The following is a 15,108-nucleotide window of genomic DNA, read 5'->3' as shown; positions in this document are numbered from 1 at the left end:
CCGCCCCGGTGGTGCCGATAATGGGCGGTGTAAAAGAGGATGAAATAGAGTTCCTCGTTGAGCTTCTGAGCAAGTACCCCCTCGAAAGCCTCAGGAAGATAGCGTCGGCTGAGGGGTTGGATTACTACAGGTTGAAAAGGATTTACGACAGATACTACGGCAAGTACCTCGTCGTGAGCGCGACCTACAACATAAGGCTTCTTGGGCTGAAGAGCTTCGTGGGATTTCTGAGCGTTCCGGCGGATAGACTGATTGAAGTCGCCCTCAGAATGACCAAGAACCCCTTCATCGGCTACGTTAATCCTGCCTTCGGCTTCAAAAACGGGCTCTCGGTGATATTCTACGTCCCGAAGGACCAGGTGAAGGACATAGACGAGATGCTCGCCAAGTACTCAGACGACTTCGAGTACTACGAAGTCTGGGCCTATCCCCCGCCGAAGAAGCCCAAGGAGTGGGGCGACTGGGAGCTGAGCTACGACTACGCAATCCTCATGGACATCCTGAAGTGGGACGCGAGAACACCAATGAAGAGGATAGCGGAGCGCCTCGGGAAGACGAGACCGACGATAAGGTACATGATAAACAGACTTCAGGAGAAGAAACTCCTCGTCGGGTTCTTCCCCCTGGTCGACATGAACGTCCACGACAGGGGCGTGATTGGAATAGCGAGCGAGCTCAAAGAGGAGGTTCTCGACAAGTTCAAGGACTACGAGATTTCAGTTGGCTACCTCCCAGGGAGGGGCTATCTCCTTGAGTGGTTCTTCTCGTCAAGGGAGGACATGGGCGGAAAGGTGCTCGAATTCAGCGCCTACGTTGAGAAGCTCCTCGTTGAGTACTTCGAGCAGTCCTTCAAGGAGCTCAACGACAACAACAAGAAGACCGCGTTCCAGAGGATGGTAAAGAAGGACGGAAGCGGGTACCGCTCAATCCTTGAGTTTTAGAGGAGCATCGGGCAGTACTCCATGCCGTCTATCTCGCCGGTCGCCTGGTACTCAAGGGCCCTGCAGTCGTGGCAGATGTACTTGAACGGGCAGGTAGAGCAGGCCTCTATCTTGTCCTTCGTCATCTTCCAGAACGCCCTCAGCCTCTTCTTCCTGACGGCCTCCTTGAGGGTCATCCTGGTGAGGTCACCAACCACGTAGTTCCTGAGGAGCGGGCAGGGCAGAACGTAGCCCTCGGCAGTGACGGCGACGGTTCCGGCAAGGCAGTCGTGGTAGCGCTCGGTGCTGGGATTGTAGATTCTGCGAAGCTCGATGACGTTGAAGTTGAGTCCCCTGGCCGAACCCGGAAAGAGAACGTCCAGGTAGACCTCACCGTTGAAGTTGCCGAGGAACGAACCGGCGCGGAGCTCTTCAGGAGGAACGACGACGAGGGCGCCGTGGAGCCAGGGGTACGCCGAGAGCTCGTCGAGGGTGTGCTCCGGATAGCTGAGTTCTGCAATGAAGTTGACGCCTTCAACGGGCGTAACCTTGTCGAGGTCGTCTATGAGGACGACGGCATAGACCTCCGGGAACTCAAGCTCACTCGCGAACACTGCAAGGGCCAGAAGTGTCTCGACGTTGTCGTAATTGGTCAGCCAGAGTTCCTTTCCGCCGAGTTTCCTGAACTCAAGGATTAGCTCCTTCATTCTCTCAAGGCTCATCGGCTCCCTGCGGAGAATGAACCTGTTGTTACCAATGCAACCGATAGACCTGGGGATTCCTCCAACCTCTGAAAACTTCCCCTTACCGGCGCCAATCTGAAGGATGAGCCTCTCGAGCTTACCGTTGTGGTTCTTACTTGACCACGGGGGCTTGGCGACACTAACCACAGACTGAGTCGGAATGGTTTGAAACACCGAACCTGCATGAACAGCCCTCTCCATTACCGCCCACCATAGAACGGTAGGAAAAACCATATTTATACTTTTTCTATTCGGATTTTGCTAACTATTCGAGATAGTATGCAAAAAACGGAAAAGTCATTCGGGAATCTGCCTGTCGCCCTCAATCCAGAAGGTTCCCTCGTCGGTAACTTCACGCTTCCACACGGGGACGCGTTTCTTGACCTCGTCTATCGCCCACGAACAGGCCTCGAAGGCCTCCTTCCTGTGCTTCGCGCTGGCCACTATGAGAATCGTGTCCTCACCAACGGGCAACTCGCCGTAGCGGTGCCATATTAGAATGTCGAGAATCGGGAAACGCGACAGCGCCTCCTCCCTTATTCTGGCAATCTCTGCCTCGGCCATCTCCGGATAGGCCTCGTAAATGAGCTTGTGAACCCTCTTCCCGTGACTCTCGTTCCTGACCTGGCCGAGAAAGACAACGTAGGCCCCGCTCTCCGGGACGCGGAGGAGCTTTATCGCCTCATCAACGCTGAAGGGTTCCTTCGTCAGTCTAACCTTCACGACGACCACCTAAGGGAGTACCTCCGGAAGGTTTAAAGTTTTCATCTCTGAGCGGGGAGGGGTGAGGGCATGAGGAAACTCACTGTGCTACTGCTGGTACTCATCGCAATCTCCGCTGGATGCATTGGAGGAACCACCCCTCAAACTCAGTCTCCAACTGCATCCCAGACCGGCTCAACCCAAAGCACCTCAAGCGTTACGTCGACGGCCACATCCGCTGAGAAAACATCGATTAACCCGTTCCAGGCACTTCAGGAGATAAAACAGTACACATACACCGAAAACGCGAGCGTTGAACTCAGGATAAACATGACGGCCGGCAACATAACCCAGCAGACCAACGTCAGCCTCGTCATAGAGGAGAGGGGATACGTCGACCTCGATGGGATGAAGGCGAGAATACAGACAAGGACGACCACGTTGCCCGACAACGTGACTCTCAACACGACCTGGGTTGTAATCGGAAAGAAGGTTTACGTTGAGAACTTCGGAAACGTGACTGTTGAGAACAACACCGCCTTCTGGCGTGTCAACCCCGTTTCTCTCGCGAGGGAACTGCTGAAGCTCAAGCCGGTGGGCAACTACACAGAAAACGGCACCCTCGTCCTGGTGTATTCCGTTCCGGAGGAGCTCATCCTCCCGCTGGCGGAGCTCTACTTCACAACGCCGGAGATGAACACCACGGTGACCGACGCAACGGCCGAGCTGTACTTCACGGAGAAGGGCTTCACGGGAATGAAGCTCACCTACGGAATCCTCGCGACGACGACCACGAACGGCATCGGTGGGGAAATCAAGGTCACGGAAAGGGGCCTCTGGAAGGGAACCATAAGAATAACCTCGGTCAACAAAAAGGAGGACGTGAAGGCGCCGTCTACCTGAGCTCGACGACGTCGAAGGTGTTGTAGGCCAGGTCCACGAGGAGGAGCCTGTTGAGAAGTGGCTCGCCGAGACCCGTGAGGAGCTTTATGACCTCCATCGCCTGGATTGAGCCGACGACACCTGCGGTTGCCCCGATTATGGGGAACTTCCCCTTCTTTTCCCTGACACTCGGAAAAATCTCGCGCAGGTTCTTCGTCTTTCCGGGAACTATCGTCGTCACCTGACCGAACGTCCCCTCGACGGCCCCGTGAACAAGAGGGATACCCTTTTTCTGTGAGTAGTCGTCGAGAAGAAAGCGCGTCTCGAAGTTGTCGAGGCAGTCAACGATGACGTCAACGCCTTCAAGGACTTCCTCAACGTTCTCCGCCGTGAGCTTCCCGACGAAGGTCTCTATCCTTATGTCGGAGTTAAACCTCTCAAGCTTCCACTTCGCCGAGAGGGGCTTGGGGTTCTTGTTTAAATCCTCCTCCCAGTGGAGTATCTGCCTGTTGAGGTTGCTTAACTCGGGCTTCTGCTCGTCTATGAGAAGGAGCGTCCCGATTCCGGCAGAAGCAAGGTAATAAGCTACCGGACTTCCGAGACCGCCAACGCCGACGACGGCCACCTTGGCTCTCTTCAGCTTCTCCTGCCCTTCCTCCCCAAAAATCATTATCTGCCTGTCGTATCTTTCCAGTTCCCTCTCGCTCAGCATCTCAACCACCGCTCACCGGGGGGAATATCGCAACTATATCCCCGTCCCTCAGAACCTCGTCGAAGCGGACGTACCTCCCGTTCCGCGAGACGTTGACGTCAGCCAAGTCGTCGTCCTCGGCGAAGACCTCGTTCTTGAGAACTGGGTGCCTCTCCTTGAGGATTTCTATAAGCTCCCGCACCGTTATCCCGTCGGGGACTTCGAGTTCCTCCTCGCTCTTTCCAACGAGGGAGCGGTAGCGGGCGAAGTAGCGAACGGTAACCCTCATCTCGACCACCGGGGAAAATTGGAGGGGAGGTTAAAAAGGGTTACCAGGGGACGCTCTTCCAGCCCATCTTGTAAGCGAAGTAGTTGGCCCCCCAGTGAACGAAGGGCGAGACGACGAGGAGGAATATAATCTGCCCGCTGGAAAGGGTCTTGACTGGGTAGGCGAAGGCCAGGGCGCTTATGAGAAAGCCGAGCTGGTCGAGGCCTATCGCCGGGGCACCGCGCGGGAGGTTCGCGCGCCTCTTGAAGAAGCTACCCACAAGGTCGCCGATAAGGGCTCCGAAGGAGAGCAGGAAGGCCAGCTTGACCGCGGTTCCGAGTGAGCCGTAGAAGTCCGGCGTTATGAAGTACTGGATTACCCCGACGAGCGTTCCAATCGCAACGCCACCGATGAAGCCCCTCCAGGTCTTTCCGTCACCGAGAAGTCGTTTTCCGTCCCGCCATTTCCGCCCGCCGTCTATCGGCCGTCCTCCTCCAACGAGTACCGGGGAAGCATTGGCTACGTAAGCGGGAAGGATGTACCAGAACGCCCAAAAGATGGACTCCAGCCCCATTCTACCACCAGGGAAATAAGCTGGGAACCTTTTATAAGGATTGAGGGATAAGAGTGGGAAAAGGTGGTTGGAATGATAAAGAAGCTCGTTGCAATCGTGCTCCTGGCACTGCTCCTGTGGGGGGCCTACATCGCCTACGCGCTCCTGAGCTCACCTCCAAAGTTCACGGCCCGCTGGGGCAACGTGACCGAGGCAAGCACCGAGGTCGTCATCCAGGGCGAATGGAGCAAGCCCATCATCCTCCCTGTTTCAATGAACAACGTCACGATGAACTTCATGGGACTCACGGTTGCCTGGACCGACAGGGTGAAACTGTCAGAGAAAAACGCTCTCGTCGTTCTCGGCATAGACAACCACAACCTTGTGAGGGCGCTCTTTGACTACCTCAACAACGGGCAGAACGGGACGGCGAAGATTTCTCTTAACGGCAGACTCCTGAAGGTGATTCCCCTGAAGTTCAGCGTGAAGCGCAACGTCCACATGGACCTGCTTGGGAAGCTCAACTTCACTGCGGAGAGCAAGCCAATCCTTGGAGGCCTCGCGTACACTCCAGCCCTGCTGAGCACCAAAGTCCGCTGGGGTGGGGAGAAGGGAAACAGGGGAATACTCATCGCCGATATGGAGTTCTACAACCCCAACTCGTTCCCAATTCCGGTGGCAAACCTGACGTTTGACCTCTACGCGAACGGAATCAAGATTGGAACCGGCTACCTGCCGAAATCCACGGTCATTCCCGCAAAGGGATACGCGACCGTCACGGCCGTCATAGAGCTCGATGAGAACGTCCTGCCGAAGGTCTGGGCCCTCCACGTGAAGAACGGCGAGGAGAGCACCGTTGAAGTCCAGATAACGCTTTCGACGACCATCCTCGGCAACACGGTCAAGATACCGCTCAAAACCGAGAAGAAGGTCGTAAAGACCAACATAATGGAGGGCATCAACGAGGCGCTCTCCCAGCTCACGCGGGGATGAGCTTTTAAAGGCCCGCTTCTCCTTTCTCTTTACGGTGAGGGGAATGAACGTTAAGGAAATCCACGAGTTTCTCAACCGGCTGTGGGACGACATATTCACGCTCAACGATGAACTCAAAGCCGAGCTTCCGGAGAAGGGCTTCAAGGTGGAAGATGTAGAGGAGGTCTTTGGAGCCTACATATTCCTCGACGGCGAGTGGATCAGAATGGACTACCCGCACCCGGCCTTCGAGGTAAAGCCCCAGATTGAGGTAGGTGCGACGCCCGAGAGCTACTACTTCGTCGTTGCCGTTCCAAAGGAGAGGATAAGCGAGGGCTTTTTGAGCCTGTTCCTTGAACTCTTCCCGAGGAGCTTCATCTACGGGAGTGAGAACTTCCTGAGCGACGTCTACAACTGGAGGCGCGACGGAAGGGTCTCGCCAAGGGAAGTCCTTGAGAGGATTGAGGGGAGCAAGGAGAAGGTCTTCCAGTTCGAGGCGAACTTCGGGAGCGTTGAGGCGCTCAAAAAAGGCCTTGAGAGGCTGATTGACGTTGGAAGGGAGTGGGAAATCTTCGACCTTTGAGGCCTTTCCGGCGGAGCTTCAAGAGTATTACCGGAAACTCTTCGGTAGAGAGGCAGAGGAGATAATGGCATCGCTCAGAACGCCGGTCGAGAAGTACTACATTCGAGTGAACACCCTCAAGACGAGCAGGGACAAGCTGATGCGAATCCTCAGGCGGGAGGGACTGAAGCCGAAGAGGAGTCCCTACCTCAAGGAGGGCATCTACTTCGAGAGGGAAGGCCCCAACTTTCCAGACGACTACGAGCCGGGGCTAAAAGTCGTCAGGGCCAACAAGTTCGCGAGCGAGAGCGTCTACCAGGGGGCAAACCTCTACGCGCCGGGAGTCCTTCAGGCGGACAGGAGCATAAAGCCCGGCGACGAGGTCGAGATTAGGGACCCCAGGGGCCTGCTCGTCGGGATTGGAGTGGCAAGGATGAGCGCCAAGGAGATGATAGTTTCGACGAGGGGTTTGGCCGTTGAGGTTACGACTCCCAAGTTCAAACTTCCCAGTTTGAGCGAGCTGGAGAGCTTTAAGGAAGGCCTCTTCTACGCCCAAAGCTTGCCGTCCATGGTGGTCGCTCACGTCCTCGAGCCGAGCGAGGAGGAGCTGATAATCGACATGGCGGCCGCTCCCGGCGGAAAGACGAGCCACATAGCGCAACTTCTCCAGAACAGGGGTGAAATCATCGCGATTGACAAGTCGAGGAACAGGCTTAGGAAGATGGAGGAAGAGCTAAAAAGGCTCGGTGTGAAAAACGTCAGGCTCATCAGAATGGACGCGAGGAAACTGCCGGAGCTCGGGCTTCAGGCCGACAAGATACTCCTCGACGCCCCGTGCACCGCCCTGGGAATAAGGCCGAAGCTCTGGGAGAGCAGGACGCCGAGGGACATAGTGGCTACGGCCCGCTACCAGAGGGCCTTCATCTGGGCCGCAATAAAGTCCCTCCGCCCGGGTGGAGTTCTGGTCTACTCGACCTGCACGCTGAGCTACGAGGAGAACGAGGCCAACGTTAAGTTCATGCTCGAGAAGGGCCTGAAGCTGGAGGAGCAGGCCGTCTTCATAGGCTCCGAAGGAATCGGACTTGAGAATGTTCAGCGCTTCTATCCCAACAGGCACTTAACCCAGGGCTTCTTCATAGCAAGGCTCAGGAAGGTGTGAGCATGAAGAAGTACTCCCTCCTGGCCGTGGGAATAGCGATAATTGCGCTCCTCCTCTGGTGGGCCGGAATAAGGGACGTAGTGGAGATTCTAAGGGGGGCAAGGCTCAACTACTTCCTGCTCGCGGTTATCATGTACGTCCTCGGACTCCTGTCGTGGGGTCTGCGCTGGCGCGTTCTCCTCAACGCCCTTGGAGTGCGGGCGAGCTTCACGAAGATACTCCTGGCTTTGCTCGCGGGGATATTCGTCAACAACGTCACGCCGGGGGCGAGGGGCGGTGGAGAGCCCGTCAGGATGTACTTCCTGGCGAAGGAAACGGAGAAGCCCTACGGCCAGGTGTTTGCGACGGTTATGATGGACAGAATCCTCGACCTGATTCCGGTCGTGGTTATGCTGGCCTTTTCCACCGCCTACGTTTACAGGCTCGGTTCGCTTTCGCTCACGGCAGTCCTTGTACTGCTTGACCTGGTCTTCGCGGGACTCATCCTCTTCACCCTCGGAATCCTGCTGAGCGAGAAGAAGACCAAGGGGGCCCTCTACTGGTTTTTCAGGCTCTTCGAAAGGCTCGCACCCGGAAAGGCCGAGAAGTACCGCGACAGGTTTGAAAAGGCGGTTGAAGTTGACGTGCCGAGGTTCCAGAGCGACTTCAGGTTTTTGATTAGACACAAGGGCGTTTTCCTGCTCGCGCTGATTTACTCAACGGCATCCTGGTTCTTCACAGTTCTGAGGACATACTACGCCTTCAGGGCCATCAACTACCCCGTTTCCCTCGTGGACGTTATGGTCGTCCAGATGGTCGGGATAGTGGTCGGCATGCTGAGCGTCATCCCAGGTGGGGCGGGCATAATCGAGACCGTGAACTCGGGAATCTACGTCCTCCTGGGGATAAACAAAGAGATAGCCGTCACCGCGACGCTCCTCGACAGGCTAATCTCCTACTGGATTCCAACGGCCCTCGGGGCCCTCGTGACGACACACTTCGGGGCAAAGCTGAGGAGAAAAGGTTTAATTGGTAGGGGCCGTAGATAAGGGGGATTACCATGAGGTTCGGCGTCGTTGCGAGAAGGGACCGGCCAGAGGCCCTAAAGCTGGCCTACCGCGTCTACGATTTTCTCAAGGTCAGCGGTTACGATGTTGTGGTTGACGAGGACACATACAGGCACCTGAAGGAGTTTGAGGAGGCTGACGTTCTCCCGCTCGAGGACTTCGACGTGGACTTCATAATCGTCATAGGCGGTGACGGAACCATTCTCAGGGTCGAGCACAAGACGAAGAGGGACATACCAATCCTTGGCGTCAACATGGGCACCCTCGGCTTCCTCACGGAGGTCGAGCCCCACGAGACGTTCTTCGCGATAAGCAAGCTGATTGAGGGCGAGTATTACATAGACGAGCGCATAAAGCTCAGAACTTACCTCGACGGAGAAGCCAGCGTTCCCGATGCCCTCAACGAGGTGGCAATCCTCACGGGAATCCCGGGCAAGATAATCCACCTGAAATACTACATAGATGGGGGACTCGCCGACGAGATTCGGGCGGATGGCCTCATAATCTCGACGCCCACGGGCTCAACCGGCTACGCGATGAGCGCTGGTGGACCGTTCGTTGACCCGAGGCTCAGCGTTACTGTGATAGCTCCCCTCGCGCCGATAGCGCTGAGCTCAAGGCCGATGGTAGTGCCGGCTGAGAGCAGAATAGACGTTCGCAACATGGCCCTGAAGAGGGAGATAGTGCTCGCCATAGACGGTCAGTTCTACACCTACCTGCCCCCCGAAACCGAGATAACGATAAAGCTCTCGCCGAGGAAGGCAAAGTTCGTGCGCTTTACGAAGGAAATCTACCCGAAGTACACGCTGAGGCTGAAGAAGAGGTTCTAAAGGGGCTCGAACTCCTTCAGGAGGAGGGCCTTCTCCTGCTCGCTCAGAACGGAGTCGTCAACGAAGATTACGAGACCCGAGCCGTGCTGGAGAACGACGTGGTCTTTAAGGTTCGTGAGGAACTTGAAGACCGTTCTGAAGTCGTTGTAGAGGAGCAGGTACTCAACGCAATCTATTAGAACTGCCGAGCCAGGATTGTCACGGACGAAACGGAGAATAACATCGTGAAGAACGTGTAAGGCGGTGGGATTCACACCACCGGAAACCTGCGTCACCCAGACTGTTGAGACGTTGTCAAAGCCCTCGTACATCCCCGGGGACCTAGTGACGGCCAGAACAGGGAAGTTAGCACTCTTCAGGAGCTCGATAACGTCTAGGAGTCTGTTCTTGGAAAAGACTACGTGGGCACCAAGGGCGGACTTCCGTTGGGGGGCTTGGGGGGAAGGGATATACCTGGATTCAACCAGCCGAATGTAGTAGACCACAGTGTATATCACACCGATTATTGAAATTAGGTACGCAACCATTTCAAAGTATCTTGCGGATTGTCTGCAACAGAAGTCATCTATTAAATCCACTATGCGACCCAGCTCCGCAAGCCCAAGAAAGATTACAGAGTACTTCACCATAGTGTTGAGTTCGGTATCGTATCTGTTTAAGCGACGCAACATAAAGAAGAATGCGTATCCAATCGCAAGGAAAAGGACGATATCCATTAACAGAACATAGAGGGGAACTATCAGCTCCATGTCACCTCAACCTCGTCCGTTCTGAACTTCTGCTTTACGATGGTTTCGTCGAGCGAGAACCTTATTCCGGCTTTAAACATCCTCAGACCGGTGTAGGCTATCATCGCCCCGTTGTCCCTGCAGAGGTCGTAGGGCGGAACGAAGAACTCAACGCCCCTGTCCTCGGCCATAATTTTGAGCATCTCGCGGAGGCGGTTGTTGGCTGCAACTCCACCGACGAGAACGACCTCATCTTTACCGGTGTGGGCTAAAGCCCTCTCGGTGACCTCGACCAGAGCGGAGAAGGCCGTCTCCTGGAAGGAGTAGGCCAAATCCTCGACGCGGTATTTGCCGGTGCGGTACTTTCTCACGGCCTCGGTCAGAACGCCTGAGAAGCTCAAATCCATTCCCTTAACCGCGTAGGGGAGCTCTATGTAGCGCTCACCTTTAAGCGCGAGCTTCTCAATCTTCGGACCGCCGGGGAAGCCGATGCCAAGTTCTCTCGCGAAGGTGTCTATCGCGTTGCCTATGCCTATGTCGAGGGTCTCGCCGAAGACGCGATAGCGACCGCCCTCTAAAGCTAAAACCTGGGTGTTCCCTCCGCTCACGTATAAACCAACGGGGTCCTTAACCCCGAACATCTTGGTTATCTCGACGTGGGCTATGCAGTGGTTTACCCCAACGATTGGCTTGCCGTACTTTATCGCCAAAGCCCTCGCCGCTGTTGCCACAACCCTTAAAGCCGGGCCGAGACCGGGCCCCTGGGAGAAGGCTATAACGTCTATATCTTCCATCGTTATTCCAGCAGTCTGAAGGGCCTTCCGGAGAAGGGGCTTGAGAAGGCGCGCGTGGTGCTCGGCGGCTTCCTTCGGGTGGATTCCGCCCTTTTCGGTTGTGAGAGTGTCGAATACGTTGGCAAGGACTTCCTTCTCAGTCACGATGCCTATGCCGAGAGTGTGTGCGGTTCCCTCTATACCGAGCGCTATCATGACGGTCGAAAAATGAAGGGTGAGAGTATAAAAGGCTACCGGATGGCAAACGTTTCAAAACAAAAAGTAGGGAAATCATCCACGAAGCGCCAACCATCTCAAGGCCTTTGCCGCGCGCTCCGGTGTGGGGAAGTTCTTGATTCCGTTCTCCTCCAAGAGCTTCACACCACCGCGAACCAGCTCGCCGGCCATGAAGTTAACCACAACCGGCTTGTCGCACTTTGCTTCGATTACGGCTTTGGCTATCTCCTCGCTCGGAATGAAAATCGGCGGGACGCAGATTACCAAGAGGGCATCAACGTTCTCGTCCTTGCATACAACTTCAATCGTCCTCTTATAGCGCTCGTAGTCGGCATCTGCGATAAGGTCAACCGGGTTTCTGGTGGAGCACTGAGGCGGAAGGAAGGAGCGGAGCTCCTTGACGGTCTCATCGCTCAGCTTGGCTATTTCAAGGCCGAGCTTTTCGAGCTTGTCGGTGGCCAAAACGCCCGGTCCTCCGGAGTTGGTGATTACGGCAACGCGCCTCCCAGCTTTAGGATACATCTCGAAGGCTTTGGCCGCATCAAAGAGTTCCTCCATCTCCTCAACTTCTATTGCCCCGGCCTGCTTAAAGGCCGCGCGGTAGATTTCGTAGCTTCCAGCCAGCGAGCCAGTATGGCTTGCCGCCGCTTTAGCCCCGCTCTCGCTCTTTCCGGCCTTGAGGATTATAACCGGCTTCCTCTCGCTCGCGTAGCGGAGGGCCTTCAGGAAGCGCCTGCCGTCCTTAACTCCCTCGATGTAGAGGGCTATCGCCTTGGTGTTCTCATCGTCCGCGAAGTACTCAAGGAAGTCGCTCTCGTTCAGGTCGGAGGCGTTTCCATAGGAAACGAAGGCCGAGAATCCTATCCCCTCGTCGTTGCCCATCGCCAACGCCGCACCGCCAAAGGCCCCGCTCTGGCTGATTAAGGCCAGTCCACCGGGGTTAACTCTAACCTCGAAGGAGCCGAAGAACTTGCCATGAACGCCGAAGATTCCGGCACAGTTGGGGCCTATAACGCGAACGCCGTGCTTCTTGGCTTTCTCAACCATCTCGCGCTCAAGCTCCTCGTTCCCTACCTCGGAGAAGCCCGCACTTATAACGACGGCGCCCCTAATGAGCGGGCCGATTTCATCGATTAGGGAGGGAACGAACTTGGCGGGAATCGCTATTATGGCGGTGTCAACCGGCTCTTCAAGCCTCTCGCGGATTCGGAAGGTTCTTCCGGCGACCTCAACCCTTCCGCCCTTCGGGTTGACGGGAATTATTTTACCCTCGAAACCGCCCTCGACGATGTTCCTGAGGATTTCGTAGGCTATCGCACCTTTCTTGAAGGAGCCGAAGACGGCAACGCTCTTGGGATAGAAAAAGAAGTCAAGGCTCATCTCCATCACCCTCCCAGGGGCTTTCCTCTCCCAGGATTTCACCTTCCTCCCGGACCTCCCCCACAGACTCGGCTCCTTTTTCCTCGGTTTCACCGCCCAGCCCTCCAGAGGCCCGGGAGCGTTTCCTCAGGAAAAGGACAATACCGGCGATGAGTATAACTCCCGCGCCCGCGATTGCGTAGAGGTATGTGTTTCTCTCCTGCTTGAACTCCATTATGAGTGTATCCCCAGGCCCCAGCTGGTACTTCCCGCCGATTACAGTTATGTTATCGAAGCGTCCGGGCAGTTTCACGACGACGAGCCACTGAACAGAGCGCCAGCTCTTTTTGACGGAAACCTGAGGCTTAACGACGCCTATCACCTTGAGGCCGTTTGGCATCTTCTTCGCGGAGATGCTGAGCGGATGCATCGTCTCGCGGAAGGAAGTCAGAAGGGTGCTCTCAACAGAGGGCGTCGCGTTTGCACCCACGAAGGTCGCGTTGAAGTAAACCAGGCCCTCAGTGGGGTCAAAGGAAACGCTAAGGTATCTCTTTGTCGAATTGAGGAACTGAACCAGGCGATAGACGGGGTTGTAGAGCTTAATCATCGGGAAGTAATCACCGTCCTCCCAGACTGCGACGTTGTCAACGAGTTCCTTTGGGGCCGGGACGAGCGTGTATATGTCGTAGTCCTTGGGGAGAACGAGCGTGAACCTGCGCCACTTGAACGGATAAACAACGCCCAAAAACTTCATCCTCATAGAACCGTAGTACGGACAGGTCAGGTACTTGCCGTCCTCGTTCACGAAGAACGGGGTGAGGGTAAAGCGTATCACTGCCTTCCACTTGCCGGTAACCTGGACGGGCCCGCCGGGGGGGACGTATATGACGGCACTCATGTTCGAGCCCGAGAGGCGGCCGTTAATGAAGTCCTTGAAGCTCTCATAAACGACGCCGTAGACGAGGTTCGCGAACTCCCTGGTGGCGTTGGTCTCGTTAACCTTCGCGAGGGAGTTGAGGTAGTCAACGAACGTCCGGTTCACAAGGTTTGCCTCAATCGTGAAGGAGCCGGCCCAGACGAGGGAGCCGTTTATGTTCATCTGGGAAACCCTGAGGAAGATGCTAACGTCGAAGAGGTTGATGGATTTATCCTCACCCGCCGAAGCTCCCAAGGGAACAGTCGAGAGAAGAATCATGACTGCCAGCAGAACGGAGAACTTCCCCTTCATGTCACCACCTAAGGGGACTTCCGGGAGCTGATAAAAAAGCTTATTGGTTCTCAAACCTAATGGAAACCATGAGAAAGTTCAGGAAAGTCGTCGTCGGCGGGACCTTCGACAGGCTACACCTCGGCCACAAGGCGTTGCTCAGAAAAGCCTTCGAGGTCGGGAAGGTGGTTTACGTCGGCTTAACTTCGGATGAGATGATTAAGGACAAGCCCTACGCAGAGAAGATACTCCCCTACGAGCTACGCCTGAGGGATTTGCTCAAGTTCTTTGACGTCAACGGCTACACGAACTACCGCGTCATCAAAATCCACAACGCGATAGGATTCGCGGGGGAAATGAAGAGCCTCGAAGCCATAGTCGTCAGCGAGGAGACCTACAAGGGCGCCCTGATAGTGAACAGGGCCCGGGAGGAGCGCGGGCTTAAACCGCTCGAGATAGTCGTGATTCCAATAATAAGGAGCTCCCTCGGGCCGAAGATAAGCTCCTCTCTGATAAGGGCCGGTTTGATAGACCCATTCGGCAGGCCCCTCTCCAGTGGAAACGAAACTCCCCGAAAGACGTTTAAGGGGAAAGAACTTAACACCAACGGTGATACCCATGACGAAGCTGAAGGAGCCGATTATAGCGATTAACTTCAAGACCTACATAGAGGCGACCGGGAAAAGGGCGCTGGAGATAGCAAAGGCCGCGGAAAAGGTTTACAGGGAGACCGGAATAACCATAGTCGTCGCGCCCCAGCTCGCGGACCTGAGGATGATAGCGGAGAGCGTTGAGATTCCGGTTTTTGCCCAGCACATAGACCCGATTAAGCCCGGAAGCCACACCGGCCACGTCCTTCCCGAGGCGGTGAAGGAGGCTGGCGCGGTAGGAACGCTCCTCAACCACTCCGAGAACAGAATGATTCTGGCGGACCTTGAGGCGAGCATTAGAAGGGCGGAAGAAGTTGGCCTTATGACGATGGTCTGCTCCAACAACCCGGCCGTTTCCGCGGCGGTGGCAGCTTTAGGCCCGGACTACGTTGCAGTCGAGCCACCGGAACTCATAGGAACGGGAATCCCCGTCAGCAAGGCCAAGCCGGAAGTCATAACCAACACCGTTGAGCTCGTCAAGAAGGTCAACCCCAATGTTAAGGTCCTCACAGGAGCAGGGATAAGCACGGGCGAGGACGTGAAGAAGGCTCTTGAGCTCGGAAGCGTTGGAGTCCTCCTCGCGAGCGGTGTTACCAAAGCCAAGGACCCGGAGAAGGCGATAAGGGACCTGGTGTCGCTGATTCTCTGAGCCTTTCTAACTTTTGCGGGGCTTAAGATTTATAAGCCCGGACTCGGCTTTTCTATCGGGCAGCCCCGTGGTGTAGCGGCCAAGCATGCGGGACTTTGGATCCCGCGACCCGGGTTCGAATCCCGGCGGGGCTACCATAGAAACTTTGCCTTCGCAAAGTTTCATCAAAGTTCGTGA

Annotated in this window: 17 protein-coding genes, 1 tRNA gene and 1 pseudogene; 10 read left to right on the top strand and 9 right to left on the bottom strand. The window is 55.7% G+C overall.

Going from position 1 to position 15,108, the window contains the following annotated elements; translation table 11 throughout:
- Positions 1-20 precede the first annotated feature (20 nt).
- Positions 21-941: an Lrp/AsnC family transcriptional regulator gene (locus tag E3E30_RS08870; RefSeq protein WP_042692156.1), complete on the top strand. Its 921-nt coding sequence runs from the start codon at positions 21-23 to the stop codon at positions 939-941.
- Here the strand turns inward: E3E30_RS08870 and E3E30_RS08865 are convergent.
- Both E3E30_RS08865 and E3E30_RS08860 read right to left on the bottom strand, forming a co-directional pair.
- The gene (locus E3E30_RS08865; RefSeq protein WP_167729282.1) at positions 938-1,864 is read right to left on the bottom strand and encodes an SPASM domain-containing protein; all 927 of its coding nucleotides are present in this window, start codon (positions 1,862-1,864) and stop codon (positions 938-940) included. The genes E3E30_RS08870 and E3E30_RS08865 overlap by 4 nt on opposite strands.
- A gap of 96 nt (positions 1,865-1,960) precedes the next feature.
- Positions 1,961-2,386, bottom strand: a complete 426-nt coding sequence (locus E3E30_RS08860) for a molybdenum cofactor biosynthesis protein MoaE (RefSeq protein ID WP_167729402.1) — start codon at positions 2,384-2,386, stop codon at positions 1,961-1,963.
- A 69-nt stretch (positions 2,387-2,455) separates the two neighbouring features.
- Between E3E30_RS08860 and E3E30_RS08855 the strand changes: the two genes are divergently transcribed.
- Positions 2,456-3,268 (top strand): hypothetical protein, encoded by an 813-nt coding sequence (locus E3E30_RS08855; protein WP_167729281.1) that lies wholly within the window; start codon positions 2,456-2,458, stop codon positions 3,266-3,268.
- On the opposite strand, the gene E3E30_RS08850 is transcribed toward E3E30_RS08855, so the two are convergent.
- The 3 genes from E3E30_RS08850 to E3E30_RS08840 are packed head-to-tail and all read right to left on the bottom strand — an operon-like array spanning position 3,261 to position 4,780.
- Positions 3,261-3,959, bottom strand: a complete 699-nt coding sequence (locus tag E3E30_RS08850) for a ThiF family adenylyltransferase (protein WP_042692149.1) — start codon at positions 3,957-3,959, stop codon at positions 3,261-3,263. The genes E3E30_RS08855 and E3E30_RS08850 overlap by 8 nt on opposite strands.
- 1 nt (position 3,960) lies before the next feature.
- On the bottom strand, positions 3,961-4,227 hold the full coding sequence (locus E3E30_RS08845) for a ubiquitin-like small modifier protein 1 (RefSeq protein ID WP_167729401.1): 267 nt from the start codon (positions 4,225-4,227) through the stop codon (positions 3,961-3,963).
- A 40-nt stretch (positions 4,228-4,267) separates the two neighbouring features.
- Positions 4,268-4,780: a CDP-2,3-bis-(O-geranylgeranyl)-sn-glycerol synthase gene (locus E3E30_RS08840; RefSeq protein ID WP_167729280.1), complete on the bottom strand. Its 513-nt coding sequence runs from the start codon at positions 4,778-4,780 to the stop codon at positions 4,268-4,270.
- 72 nt (positions 4,781-4,852) lie between these two features.
- On the opposite strand from E3E30_RS08840, the gene E3E30_RS08835 reads away from it, so the two are divergent.
- The 5 genes from E3E30_RS08835 to E3E30_RS08815 are packed head-to-tail and all read left to right on the top strand — an operon-like array spanning position 4,853 to position 9,328.
- Positions 4,853-5,752 (top strand): LEA type 2 family protein, encoded by a 900-nt coding sequence (locus E3E30_RS08835; RefSeq protein WP_240922683.1) that lies wholly within the window; start codon positions 4,853-4,855, stop codon positions 5,750-5,752.
- A gap of 43 nt (positions 5,753-5,795) precedes the next feature.
- Positions 5,796-6,314 carry a DUF3201 domain-containing protein gene (locus E3E30_RS08830; RefSeq protein WP_167729400.1) on the top strand — a complete coding sequence of 173 codons (519 nt, stop codon included), beginning with the start codon at positions 5,796-5,798 and terminating at the stop codon, positions 6,312-6,314.
- Positions 6,283-7,452 carry an RsmB/NOP family class I SAM-dependent RNA methyltransferase gene (locus E3E30_RS08825; RefSeq protein ID WP_167729278.1) on the top strand — a complete coding sequence of 390 codons (1,170 nt, stop codon included), beginning with the start codon at positions 6,283-6,285 and terminating at the stop codon, positions 7,450-7,452. Before E3E30_RS08830 ends, E3E30_RS08825 begins: the two co-directional genes overlap by 32 nt.
- Before the next feature lie 2 nt (positions 7,453-7,454).
- Positions 7,455-8,480, top strand: a complete 1,026-nt coding sequence (locus E3E30_RS08820) for a flippase-like domain-containing protein (protein WP_206205125.1) — start codon at positions 7,455-7,457, stop codon at positions 8,478-8,480.
- Positions 8,481-8,491: 11 nt separating this feature from the next.
- Positions 8,492-9,328, top strand: coding sequence for an NAD(+) kinase (locus E3E30_RS08815; RefSeq protein WP_167729276.1), 837 nt, complete (start codon positions 8,492-8,494; stop codon positions 9,326-9,328).
- Here the strand turns inward: E3E30_RS08815 and E3E30_RS08810 are convergent.
- The 4 genes from E3E30_RS08810 to E3E30_RS08795 form a co-directional block, all read right to left on the bottom strand.
- Positions 9,325-9,855 carry a DUF835 domain-containing protein gene (locus tag E3E30_RS08810; protein ID WP_167729275.1) on the bottom strand — a complete coding sequence of 177 codons (531 nt, stop codon included), beginning with the start codon at positions 9,853-9,855 and terminating at the stop codon, positions 9,325-9,327. The two genes, E3E30_RS08815 and E3E30_RS08810, sit on opposite strands and share 4 nt — an antisense overlap.
- Before the next feature lie 212 nt (positions 9,856-10,067).
- Positions 10,068-11,045, bottom strand: a complete 978-nt coding sequence (locus E3E30_RS08805; RefSeq protein WP_167729274.1) for a bifunctional N(6)-L-threonylcarbamoyladenine synthase/serine/threonine protein kinase — start codon at positions 11,043-11,045, stop codon at positions 10,068-10,070.
- 75 nt (positions 11,046-11,120) lie between these two features.
- Positions 11,121-12,446, bottom strand: coding sequence for a CoA-binding protein (locus tag E3E30_RS08800; RefSeq protein ID WP_167729399.1), 1,326 nt, complete (start codon positions 12,444-12,446; stop codon positions 11,121-11,123).
- Entirely contained in the window at positions 12,436-13,653 is a 1,218-nt protein-coding gene (locus E3E30_RS08795; RefSeq protein ID WP_167729273.1) for a hypothetical protein, read from the bottom strand. The genes E3E30_RS08800 and E3E30_RS08795 overlap by 11 nt, the downstream gene beginning before the upstream one ends.
- A gap of 68 nt (positions 13,654-13,721) precedes the next feature.
- On the opposite strand from E3E30_RS08795, the pseudogene coaD reads away from it, so the two are divergent.
- The 3 genes and pseudogenes from coaD to E3E30_RS08780 form a co-directional block, all read left to right on the top strand.
- Positions 13,722-14,183: pseudogene (gene coaD / locus E3E30_RS08790) on the top strand (phosphopantetheine adenylyltransferase); the annotation flags it as partial.
- Positions 14,184-14,250: 67 nt separating this feature from the next.
- Complete coding sequence (gene tpiA / locus E3E30_RS08785) at positions 14,251-14,931, top strand: triose-phosphate isomerase (RefSeq protein ID WP_167729398.1); 681 nt, start codon at positions 14,251-14,253, stop codon at positions 14,929-14,931.
- A 61-nt stretch (positions 14,932-14,992) separates the two neighbouring features.
- A tRNA-Gln gene (locus E3E30_RS08780) sits at positions 14,993-15,068 on the top strand.
- Positions 15,069-15,108 lie beyond the last annotated feature (40 nt).

Origin of the sequence: Thermococcus sp. 9N3, from assembly GCF_012027685.1 — an archaeon.
Taxonomy (GTDB): Archaea; Methanobacteriota_B; Thermococci; order Thermococcales; family Thermococcaceae; genus Thermococcus; species Thermococcus nautili.
This window is presented reverse-complemented; position numbering and strand designations above follow the sequence as displayed.

Excerpts from the sequence above, each read along its gene's own strand:
- E3E30_RS08795 (WP_167729273.1), bottom strand. The coding sequence starts at position 13,653 with ATGAAGGGGAAGTTCTCCGTTCTGCTGGCAGTCATGATTCTTCTCTCG.
- E3E30_RS08865 (WP_167729282.1), bottom strand. The coding sequence starts at position 1,864 with ATGGAGAGGGCTGTTCATGCAGGTTCGGTGTTTCAAACCATTCCGACT.
- E3E30_RS08830 (WP_167729400.1), top strand. The coding sequence starts at position 5,796 with ATGAACGTTAAGGAAATCCACGAGTTTCTCAACCGGCTGTGGGACGAC.
- E3E30_RS08840 (WP_167729280.1), bottom strand. The coding sequence starts at position 4,780 with ATGGGGCTGGAGTCCATCTTTTGGGCGTTCTGGTACATCCTTCCCGCT.
- E3E30_RS08855 (WP_167729281.1), top strand. The coding sequence starts at position 2,456 with ATGAGGAAACTCACTGTGCTACTGCTGGTACTCATCGCAATCTCCGCT.
- E3E30_RS08820 (WP_206205125.1), top strand. The coding sequence starts at position 7,455 with ATGAAGAAGTACTCCCTCCTGGCCGTGGGAATAGCGATAATTGCGCTC.
- E3E30_RS08815 (WP_167729276.1), top strand. The coding sequence starts at position 8,492 with ATGAGGTTCGGCGTCGTTGCGAGAAGGGACCGGCCAGAGGCCCTAAAG.
- tpiA (WP_167729398.1), top strand. The coding sequence starts at position 14,251 with ATGACGAAGCTGAAGGAGCCGATTATAGCGATTAACTTCAAGACCTAC.
- E3E30_RS08850 (WP_042692149.1), bottom strand. The coding sequence starts at position 3,959 with ATGCTGAGCGAGAGGGAACTGGAAAGATACGACAGGCAGATAATGATT.
- E3E30_RS08835 (WP_240922683.1), top strand. The coding sequence starts at position 4,853 with ATGATAAAGAAGCTCGTTGCAATCGTGCTCCTGGCACTGCTCCTGTGG.
- E3E30_RS08805 (WP_167729274.1), bottom strand. The coding sequence starts at position 11,045 with ATGATAGCGCTCGGTATAGAGGGAACCGCACACACTCTCGGCATAGGC.
- E3E30_RS08870 (WP_042692156.1), top strand. The coding sequence starts at position 21 with ATGGGCGGTGTAAAAGAGGATGAAATAGAGTTCCTCGTTGAGCTTCTG.
- E3E30_RS08800 (WP_167729399.1), bottom strand. The coding sequence starts at position 12,446 with ATGAGCCTTGACTTCTTTTTCTATCCCAAGAGCGTTGCCGTCTTCGGC.
- E3E30_RS08810 (WP_167729275.1), bottom strand. The coding sequence starts at position 9,855 with ATGGTTGCGTACCTAATTTCAATAATCGGTGTGATATACACTGTGGTC.
- E3E30_RS08845 (WP_167729401.1), bottom strand. The coding sequence starts at position 4,227 with ATGAGGGTTACCGTTCGCTACTTCGCCCGCTACCGCTCCCTCGTTGGA.